This window comes from Leptospira adleri, from assembly GCF_002811985.1.
In the GTDB taxonomy this organism is placed as follows: domain Bacteria; phylum Spirochaetota; class Leptospiria; order Leptospirales; family Leptospiraceae; genus Leptospira; species Leptospira adleri.
Genome location: NZ_NPDU01000112.1, coordinates 1 through 10,697 on the forward strand (window position 1 = coordinate 1; position 10,697 = coordinate 10,697).

Below are 10,697 nucleotides of genomic sequence, written 5' to 3' on the forward strand. Positions count from 1 at the left end.
CAAGACTGTCGCGAAGGAAATTTCAAAAGGTATCTATCACCTTTCGGGTCAAAAGACTTATATCACAAATTCACCGATCGCCGATTATTGTTTAGTTCTTGCCAGAGTTCAGGATCTCAACGGAAAGGAAAAAGGACTGACACATTTTTTTGTGGATCTCAATGCAAACGGAGTTCAGAGATCGGCGCCGATGGAAAAGCTCGGACTCAAAGCGTCTCAAACGGGAGCTCTTTTTTTTGAAGACGTCGAAGTTTCATCGGAAGATATATTGGGAACGCTGGGAAAGGGATTTCGTCAAACGATGCAGACGTTCAACATGGAACGGCTTTCACTCGCAGCTTGGTCGATCGGACTCATGGAAGCGTGTTTGGAGGAATCGAAATCGTTTTCTTCAACAAGAAGAAGTTTCGGGAAACCGATCGCTCAACACCAGTCAGTCGGAAATCTTTTAGCTGAAATTTATACGAAACTCGAAGCCTCTCGTTGGTTCACATACAACGTGGCCTGGGAAATGGAAGAAGCTGAAAGATTAGAAAAAGGGAATATGCATCTTTCCGGAAAATGCGCGTCCTGTAAACTGTTCGCAACTACCTCGGCGAGAGAAGTCACAAACCTCGCCGTTCAAATTCATGGAGGCGCAGGCTTTATGGAAGAATACAAAGTCTCCAGGCTTTACAGAGACGTTCGCTTGGGTGAAATCGGCGGAGGAACCAGTGAAATCCAAAAACTCATCATAGCGGGAAATATTATGAAAAACTAATGTTTTTAAAGTAAAACGTCCGAGCGTTCCTTACCATTTCCGTTTTATGAAAAACGTTTTTATCGTTTTTGTGTAGAAATCCTCAAAAAATGTAGAAAAAATGCCTGATATGCGTCGCAAATTTTCCCGCGCGGCGCGTCGCCCCGGCCCTTTCCCCGAAAAACCAGATCGGATCCCCCGAGCCGCAAGAGAGCTAAGCGGCGGACGTTCATCGTAAAAACCGTCGAAAATGCAATGAAAACGGTCTTTTTTTCAAATATAAAAACCGATTTAAAAATATTTCCGCTACGAAATCAGATCACGAATACCTGATCTTCAATTCTCAATGAATCGAAAATTTTTCCGGTTCTAAATTCCACAAAGACAAACTTGATGATCCTTTGCATCCGTTACTCTCTCTTTACGATCTAAAATCGATTCGGATGAAAACAATAGGAAACAATTTTCTCGAGAACTTGATTTTCCTCTACGATTCGGAAGCTAAAATCCTCTGCTCGGACGATGAAGTGAATGCCTAAAAATTCTAAATGCGACGACCGCTCCCCGGTGTGTCCACTGCGCAATCATCGCATTTAGCTTTTATAATATATTTTTTAAGTTAACTTTTAAATCGTTTCCCAACTCGTATTCTTTTTAAACCGCGTTCCTTACTGCTTCCGAATTCGCGTTTCCATAGTATTTCTTTTTCCAATCCTCCAATCTCCAGTCCATAATTTTATACCAGAGAGGAGGAATCAGAGCCACTAAAACCATCACTTCGTAACCGTACGGCAACTGTGGACTTTCTTCAAAATGACGCAATGCCGAATAACGTCTCCCGGCGTTCGCATGGTGATCCGAATGTCTCTGAAGGTGAAACAAAAATGCGTTGCTCACCGCGAAATTCTGATTCCAAGAATGAATCGGCAGAACCCTTTCGAACTTTCCTGGAGCGATTTCCTTCCTCTGAAGCCCGTAGTGTTCGATATAGTTTACCAATTCCAAAAGCGAAAACGCGATAAAACTCTGGACAAAAAAGAAAACCGGCACTTCCCAAGCGAATCTTCCCGCATAAAGCGCGAGACCCGCTGTTACGATTCCGATAAACAAAAGTGGAATCACGGTCGCTGAAACCATCTCATTCTCCAATGACCAAGCGGACTTACCTTGTTTCGAAAGTCTTTTTTCTTCCAGCTTCCATGCCGAAAAATAAGAGCCGAAAACGGTCCTTGGATAGAATTTATAAAAGGATTCCCCCTTTCTGGAAGAAGCCGGGTCTTCGTGCGTGGAGACGTTTACGTGATGTCCTCGATTGTGCTCGATAAAAAAATGCATATAACAAACCGTCATAAGAATAAATTTCGAATACCACTGTTCTATCTTTTTACTCTTATGTCCTAACTCGTGCGCCACTGTGATTCCGATTCCGCCAGTATTGATTCCGATCGCGAGAACAAATCCGAACCATTCCAGACCTGTGAGATCTTTGGTTTGAATTTCATAGAGAGCCCAAATCACTAAACCCATCTGAACCCAGGCCCAAATATAAGTGAGAAATCGAAAATAAAATTCGTTCTGCAAAGAAGGAACTTCTTCCTCGATCGGGTTGGATGAGTCGGAACCGATTGCCAAATCCAAAATGGGAAGAACTCCGAATACGATGGCGAACGTAAGAAAATTATACGCTCCGCCTAAATAAAAACCCAACACTGCGAACGCAGGAACTAAAAAACAAACAATGAACGAGTAACGTTTCAAATTGGTCATATCACTTTCTCTCCCTATTCTTTTCTGATCGATCGATTGAATCTTCAATCATTGCCGACCTTTTTAGATTCCATAAAAATACCGCTCGTCAAAAACGGAGCAAAGACCCGAACGATCGCGAACGTTTTTTCAAAATCGACCGTCCCTTGATCCATCATTCTTTGAAAAATGGTCCCGATCAAAACGCTGAAAAAAAGATTTTCGATCTCCGCATTCTTTAGGCCGAGATGACTCTGAATTGCGTCTCGAAAAACGAGAGAACATTCCTTTAAGATCGCCTTCGCCGGTTCCGAATCTTCCCGTCTGTAAAGATCACAGGCGAGCAGGATCAGATCCCGGAAATGTCCTTCCCTTTCTCTCACAAAATCAAAAAGTAACTCGAGCCTTTCCGCCGGACTTTTCTCGTGGTTTTGGTCACGGATTTCAACTAGCTGTTTTGCATCTTCTCGAACGATCCACCGGGCCATTTCCTCGAACAAGACCTCTTTCGTCGGAAAATAATGGTACAAAGAACCGGTAGAAACTCGAAGTTCCTTGGAAATTTCCCTCATTGTAACCATCGCATATCCCTTTCTGGCAAAAAGACTCAAACATCGGGTCAGAATGGTAATTCTGTAAACTTCGTGATCTACGAGCTTCGGCACTGCATCTTCCTCAATTTCGAACAAACGTTTTTATAGAACAACAGTTATTATATAAAATAAGAAAGGAAAAACAAGAAAAAAATTCAAAAAAGCTCGTTTTTAGAGCACTGGAGGAGCTCCGCTTTTCGATTTTACTGACAATCTTTCAGAATTTTAAGGAAAATAGAATTTTGAACTTCGAAAATAGCGAAATGCGCCACCACCGTAGATTGCCTTCGAATTCTGGATCAATCGAATCTTCGTTTATAAATCGAATTACAGCCGCAGCCGTTGATAGCTTTCACCGGAAAAATACCGACGTACAAAAAAGCCTCACTCAAGAGAACGGATCAGCGAACTCGCTTTCGGCTTCTTAAAAAAACGGTTACTTTGATCGGAGACGAGCGAAATGATCAAAGATGACGCCAGGAAAAACAAAGTTAAAATGAAATTAAAATAAAATAAGAATCGGAACAGAATCCGAAGAAGAGAGTGTTCTCTAAACGCAAAAGACTGCAAAACCGTACAAGGATTCTTTAATGTCGGAACCGCGCTTCCATTCGCGGCTTTAAATTCTTCCTCAAGATCTCCGGCGCTCAAAACTTTCCAGCGATGAAAATTTCTTCTTTCCCAAATCCGTCAGGACCTCTTATCCGAGTTTTGAGTAAGCGAGCGGTCCTTTCTCCACCTTTCCTCGCTCGATTTTGTTAAACGACAATCATTTACAGGATCTTTCCCCGTCTGTGCAATCCTGTTTGTCATACGTTTGATTTCATTTTGTTCCCGTTTTGTCTAATCGAATCCTGAATCGTTCCCGAAGACTCATATCTTATTCCATTCTTAACCTGGATGTAATCCATTCGTAACAGAAATCAGTGAACTTATTATCCAAAAAGATAGTTTATCCGGGACAAAAAAGAAATATTTATGAAGATCTCTAAGAAATCGTTAGTAGGAATTATTCTTTCCTTATGTTTTTTGAATATTCCAATCCTTGCTCAAGGCGCGGGTAAGGTCCAAGGTCAAGCTCTGGATGCGCAAACAGCAGAACCTATGTTCGGCGTTACGGCAGTGATCAGAAGTATCAATAAATTCGGAAGAACTGACGTAGACGGAAATTACGAAATCCTCGGCGTTCCGGACGGCAATTACACGGTCGAATTTATCATGCAAGGTATGGAGACGCAGAAAAAATCGGTCTCCGTTTCCGGCGGTAAAATTTCACGAGTAAACGTCGCGATGGGCGTTAAAAGATTGGAAGAAGTGGTTGTAGAAGATCGCGCGTTAAACGACACCGAAGCGTCCCTTCTGAAGTTTCAGAAAAAAGCTGCGGCGGTTTCCGACGGGATTTCAGCGCAGGCGATTCAAAAAACACCGGACTCAAGCGCGGGTGACGTCATTCGACGCGTAACCGGGATCACTCTGGTCGGCGGAAGATTCGTTTTCGTTCGAGGTCTTGGCGAAAGATATTCCAATACCTTGTTGAACAACTCACCTCTTCCTTCCACGGAACCTAACAAAAGAATCGTTCCTCTCGACTTATTTCCCGCGTCTCTGATCAAAAACATCGTCGTCTCTAAAACTTTCATTCCGGAAGATCAGGCCGAATTCGCGGGCGGGACGGTTAAGATTGAAACCAAGGATTATCCGGATCAGTTTTTCGTGAAAGTCGGTCTTCAAACCGGTTATAACAGCAACACTACGTTTCAAAACTTTAAAACTTATAGCGGTGGCGGCCAAGATTGGCTCGGACTTTCGGAAGGAAACAGAACAAGACCGGATATCGTCTCCACTCTTCCCGACGCTCCTTTCAAACAAGTCGGCTCCGGTCAGTACGGTTACAATGCTGCTATGGTCACGATCGGATCCCTGCAATTCAGCAACCAATGGACTCCTACTCAAATGAACGCGCCTCTGAACAAAGGTTTCAACTTTTCGATCGGTAACAAGTTCGATCTTGGCGGAGATAGAAAGTTAGGCTTGATCTTTGCGATCACTTACAGCAACGACTATCAGTATAGAAGAGAAACCGACGTCCTGAACAGAGCCGGCGCGGTCGTCTCTGGAATTCCGGTCGGCGATAAAAACACGAAGCTGAATCCGGCTTACAGATACAATCAGCAGATATATAACGAATCCGTAAACTGGGGAACGATCTTAAACACCACTTTCCAAGTCGCGAACGGCCATAGACTCCATTTTAAAAACTTTTTCAGCGTTAACAACGACAAAGAAGTAATGGTTTACTCGGGACAAAATTCCGCTTCCGGGCAAACGATCGGTTCCGCAAAACTCAATTACATCATGCGAAATCTCTATAGCAGTCAACTTTCTGGAGATCATATCATCAACCTCGGCGGCGTTAAAACCAAGTTGGAATGGAGAGGAGCTCAATCCGAAGCAAACCGGAACCAACCCGATATGAGAGATACGATTTACGCGGTTCAAACCGGCTTGGAAGGACAGGCTCCCGCGGTTCTCCAAGGTGGAACCCTGGGTAGTAGCCAATTCTTCTCTAAGACAAAAGACTTAAGCAGACACGCGGGTTTTGACTACGAGATTCCCTTTAATCAATGGGACGGCCTACAATCCAAGTTAAAGATCGGTTATTCCGCAGTTCAAAGAGAAAGAGGTTTCGAAGCGGAAAGATATTTCTTCAGAGGACCAAGCTCCGGCTCCCCGACCAATTTTCTGGGCGGCGCGACTCCGGTTCCGAATTATCCGGTTCCTCCGGAAGTTGTCTACAATCCTCTCAACAGAGGACCGAAGGGTTACTACGTGGATGAAGCCACACAGCCAACCGACCAGTACAACGCGAAACAAAAATTATTCGCGAAATATCTGCAAGTGGACATGCCCCTTACTCCGAAGTTGAGATTTATCGGAGGCGCACGATACGAAGACAATTATCAAGCGGTTGCAACTAAGAACCCTTTTGATCCGAACGCTTCTTTTTTCGACAGCTTCAACTTTAAATCTTATTTGAACTCTTACGAGTTATCCGTCGTCGATCCTAACTTCCGTTCTCCCGCGGCGATCAACGCCAGCAAGAACCTTCTTCCTTCTTCGAACTTTGTCTATGCTCTGGACGACAAAACGAACCTGAGAGTTTCCTACACGGAAACGATCTCGAGACCCGACTTTAGAGAAATGGCTCCTTTCCAATTCTTCAACGTCTTGGGCGGAGGGATCGAAAAAGGAAATCAGTTCTTAACGAAAACATACATTCACAACTACGACTTCCGTTACGAAAAATTTCCGAACCCGGACGAGATCATTGCGATCGGCGTTTTCGGAAAGCAGATGTCGTCTCCCATCGAGAAAGTTATGGAAGTGGATTCTCAATTTAGATACACATATACGAACGCGAAGTCCGCGTACGTTCACGGTATAGAATTGGAAGTCAGAAAATCCCTCAGTATATTTACTCCGAAATTGGAGCGTTGGGCGTTCGGTTTGAATACGTTCTTTATCAAATCCGAAGTTCAGTTTCAGGATTGGATTTACTATCAGCTCAGCGGAACCACACAAAGACCTACGAATCTTTCCAGACCTCTGCAAGGCCAATCGCCTTACGTCTATAACGTGAACCTCAGATACAGATTCGACGACAACGGAGATCATACGCTCACGATGTTATACAACGAATTCGGCCCGAGGATCAACGCTGTGGGCGGTATCGGAATTCCGGACACGTATGAAAGACCTGTGGGAATGCTCGACTTCGTCTACAATCTTAAGTTTCTTGAAAAATGGGACATCAAACTCGCGGCGAGAAACGTTACGGACAGCAGAATCAAGATCGTTCAAGAAAACCCGATCTTGGATTCCACGGTTCACTATAACTCGGGCTTCAATATAGGAAACACGTTTGTTCCCGTCTTCGGTCATAGTTACAAAGGTGAGACGATCAACTCCTATCGCCTCGGACCAACGATCACCTTCTCCGTTACTTACAACCTAAACTAAGTCTCTTTTTATCTTAAACCCTCCGAATCTTCGCGGATTCTGGGGGTTTATTCTTTCTCTTCCTCAATTCTTACCAAATCCTAATCAAAACGAAACACAATTGAAACAATAATTCTGTTCAATATGAGCATCAAATTAGGAGATTTGATCGAACATGAATCTATCCATGAAACGAGTGGGAATTTCTCTCGGATTAGCGGCCTTCGCGCTTTTCGCAGTGAATTGCCACAAGAAAAAGAACAACAACGACTTATTCATCTTAGCTCTATTATTAGGCCAACAGCAGCCTGGAGTTTATATTTCAGGAACCTTAGTAGATAAGAACAACTCACCTTTGGCGAATGCAACGGTTCAAATCTTAGGAAGAGGAGAAAGTTCAGCGGTAGTGCTTCCTCCGAACTGGATCAACAACAATGCAGCCGGTAAATCAAACGGTGGTAGCTCCGCGAATAACGCAGTTCCGGGCGGTTTCCTTTTTAACAACTCTGTGGGCGCGGCAGCGACTGCAGCCGATGGAAGCGCTTGTATCGGATTTAACTCTACCACTCTCGCGAACACGAACGCTAACTGTCCTACAACGTATATCACTAGTTTGGCGGACGCGGTCGCAGGCGCTTCTGCCGGTGCCCAATTTGTTGCGTCAAAATGCGGAAGCTCTCTTGTTTCTCAGATCAACGCTTCGTACGCGGCGGTCGGAACGAATAACGTGAACGCGGCCGGATCGGAACCCCTTCAATACGGCAAGGATCAAGTCAGAATCTATTGCGACGTAGCCAACTTGGAAGCGGCTGCAACTGCTGCGGGAATCAATACCGATGTCCAACCGGCGGGAACCGTCATCGCTTCTTTCACCACGGATGCGGCGGGAAATTTTGCGAACGTTAAGTTCAACGTTTCCAGCTTGGGAAATACTTATAAAATTCTTGTTACAGATAGTAACGGAACTACGTTAAAACCGCGTCGACTCAAAGTAAGCAAGAATGGGGTCGCCACTCTTCTTAACCCCGTTTCCGGTAAACTGTCGAACGGTCCTCTGGAACTTTCCACTGGGAAAGACATCACCGCGCAAGAAGCGAATAGCTGGACTTCGATTTATCCTTCCGCGGAACCTACGAAGTATGCGGGTTCATACGACATTTCGTTTTCAACCGTTTCCCTAAACGTCGTATATCCTAGAAATTACAACACTCTCAGCGGAACGTTAGGCGCAAACACCACTCTTACAAAAGCGGGAAGCCCTTATCTCTTAAGCGGAACCGTGATCGTTCCGAGCGGAATCACTCTTACGATCGAAGCGGGAACCACCGTTTACGGAGCGATTTCACCTGCGGGAGCTCTTTTAGTAAAACCGGGTGCGAAACTGATCGCGAACGGAACCTCTGCTGATCCGATCACTTTTACTTCTTCTCAAAACGCGGGTTCAAGAGCCCCAGCGGATTGGCAAGGAATCATCCTCCAAGGAAACGCAATCCAGACATTCGGTGGACGCGGTTCCGTTGCGGTGGGTGAAGGAGATACCGGTTCTTTCGGCGGTGGAAGTTATTCCGACGCTGCGAGCGCGAGCAAACTCAGCTACGTCGTGGTTCAATTCGCGGGAGCTCCTTTCTCTCCTGGTAACGAAAGAAACTGCGTGTCCTTGATGGGCGTCGGGCAAGAAACCACGTTAGATCACGTTCAGTGTCACATGGGATACGACGACGGTTTCGAACAATGGGGTGGAGCTTTCACAGCAACCTACATGGTTTCCACAGGAAACAGGGACGACCAGTTCGACTTCGCGGACGGATTTATCGGAAAGTATCAATTCGGAATTACGCACCTCTACAAAGCGTCAATCGCTGCTAACGACGACACTTCTCGTTGTATCGAAGGTGATGGAAACTCTGCGCTTTCCTGCACCGGTTCCGCAAGAACCGGCGGCGACTGCGCGGATCCATACTTCGCAAACATCACTTGTGTTGCGTCCGGTAATTCGGGAGACGTCAACCACGGAGACGCGATCTTTGTTCGTAGAGCCGCGGCAAACATTCCAGTCGGAGATTACACAAACTTCTTAGTCGCTGGATTTTACACCGGTGGCGCGAAATTCGCCGTTAAGTGTGATAACACCGCCGGCCAAGTTGCGGACATTCGTGCGACGAATATCTACACGAACGACGGAACCGCAGTGGGCGGCGCTTGCGCGACTGCTCCCGGTATCACCAACTCCGGCGTTACCATTTCGACTGCTCTGACCAACTACACTTCGCCGAACTATGCTCCAAGCGCGGCTAACGTGAGTGCGCAGAATACGACCGCAGTAACCAATTTCGGAGCCGGTTTTTCGAGCGCGACCTACTACGGCGCAATCGACTTCTCCGGAGCGGATTGGACCGCGGGTTGGACCTCTTACCCAAGCAACTAATTTAGAAAAAATTCTAAATCAAAGAGCGAAACCCACTTCAGAAATGAGGTGGGTTTTTTATTTACAAAGAAAAAAACAAACAAAGAATCGAATCATGAAATTTTACAGACCTTTACAAATCCTATTTCTAATTTTTACCCTTCATCACTGTAACTATTTTACGAATTATCCGATCTCGAATCTCTATCCGACGAAAGAAGAGGTAGTAATCAAAGCGATCGACGCACTCAAGAAAAAAGATCTAAAGGGAATCGAAGATCTTATATTGAGTCCGGAGGAACACAATACGATGTTTTGGAAACACGTCGGCGAAAAATTCACGAGCGATCCCGGGATGACTCCGGAGCTCGCCTACGATCACATGAACACCGAAACGAATATCGTAATCAAGGAGCAATTCCACTATCTGAGCGGATCCGATTTCGAATTCAAATCCGTAATTTGCAGAAGAAAGCCGGAACAATACGGACCGTTCACTCTTCACTTGGGGTGTCTCACCACTTTGGAGAATTCCAAGGATCATACCACGATCACCACAAGATCATTCAGTACATTTTTAGAATATAAGGGAAAGTTTAAGCTCTATCACCTCAAGAGAGAATAAACTTCGTGAAATGATCGTCTTTGAGCGATATCGATGCCGCCGGACCGTTTCTTAACGGAAAGGCGCCCTACTTCTACTTTACTAAGATTAAATTCGGAAAGAATCGAAAAGGACTCCAATTCGATATCACAAAATTTTTAAAAATAAAATCGACGAAAAGAATGTTTTAAGACTCGCGTTCTCTTCCGAAAGACGCGCGCGTAAACTTCTTCTTTGTCGCGAAATCCCAAGAATCAAAAAATAATTTATCATCCGTAAGAGCGAAGACGCCGTCGATTCGAAAAAATCTCGGGATTCATTTTATGAAAAGTTGAAAACCTCGGAACGGTTTTCAACTTAGGAAGAATCTTCGAGACGAAACGCAAAAGAAGAAGGAACACAAAAACTTTCCGACATTACTTTTATCTTTCCGGTTCTACTCAAAACTCTTCTTTAAGCCGAATCCGTTCGTTTTATCCTACTCCTAAGTTTCGGATCCGTAATCTTTTTGTAATTCTGCGGTAACAATTCTCTCTTATATTACAGTCGTGGAAAGGGAAATGAGTCCCGAAAGGATGAGTGCGGTTGTCACCCATTTGAATTCTTTTTTTA

The 10,697-nt window shown here is 44.8% G+C and carries 6 protein-coding genes; 4 read left to right on the top strand and 2 right to left on the bottom strand.

The genetic code is table 11. The features are described from left to right. Nucleotides 1–760 (top strand): acyl-CoA dehydrogenase family protein (locus CH376_RS22860; protein ID WP_133124673.1); only part of this gene is annotated, 760 nt, incomplete at its 5' end. A 633-nt stretch (nt 761–1,393) separates the two neighbouring features. On the opposite strand, the gene CH376_RS22865 is transcribed toward CH376_RS22860, so the two are convergent. Further along, complete coding sequence (locus tag CH376_RS22865) at nt 1,394–2,506, bottom strand: alkane 1-monooxygenase (RefSeq protein WP_100786030.1); 1,113 nt, start codon at nt 2,504–2,506, stop codon at nt 1,394–1,396. Between the two features lie 44 nt (nt 2,507–2,550). Continuing rightward, nucleotides 2,551–3,150 carry a TetR/AcrR family transcriptional regulator gene (locus CH376_RS22870; protein ID WP_100786008.1) on the bottom strand — a complete coding sequence of 200 codons (600 nt, stop codon included), beginning with the start codon at nt 3,148–3,150 and terminating at the stop codon, nt 2,551–2,553. Nucleotides 3,151–4,056: 906 nt separating this feature from the next. Between CH376_RS22870 and CH376_RS22880 the strand changes: the two genes are divergently transcribed. From CH376_RS22880 to CH376_RS22890, 3 genes are all read left to right on the top strand, one after another. Then, entirely contained in the window at nt 4,057–7,098 is a 3,042-nt protein-coding gene (locus CH376_RS22880; RefSeq protein ID WP_100786006.1) for a TonB-dependent receptor, read from the top strand. A 154-nt stretch (nt 7,099–7,252) separates the two neighbouring features. Beyond that, a complete protein-coding gene (locus CH376_RS22885; protein ID WP_100786005.1) occupies nt 7,253–9,502 on the top strand; it encodes a hypothetical protein in 2,250 nt (749 codons plus the stop codon). Nucleotides 9,503–9,596: 94 nt separating this feature from the next. Then, nucleotides 9,597–10,106 carry a hypothetical protein gene (locus CH376_RS22890; RefSeq protein ID WP_100786029.1) on the top strand — a complete coding sequence of 170 codons (510 nt, stop codon included), beginning with the start codon at nt 9,597–9,599 and terminating at the stop codon, nt 10,104–10,106. The last annotated feature ends 591 nt before the right edge of the window (nt 10,107–10,697 follow it).

Coding starts and splice junctions, on each gene's coding strand:
- CH376_RS22865 (WP_100786030.1), bottom strand. CDS start 2,506: ATGACCAATTTGAAACGTTACTCGTTCATTGTTTGTTTTTTAGTTCCT.
- CH376_RS22880 (WP_100786006.1), top strand. CDS start 4,057: ATGAAGATCTCTAAGAAATCGTTAGTAGGAATTATTCTTTCCTTATGT.
- CH376_RS22885 (WP_100786005.1), top strand. CDS start 7,253: ATGAATCTATCCATGAAACGAGTGGGAATTTCTCTCGGATTAGCGGCC.
- CH376_RS22890 (WP_100786029.1), top strand. CDS start 9,597: ATGAAATTTTACAGACCTTTACAAATCCTATTTCTAATTTTTACCCTT.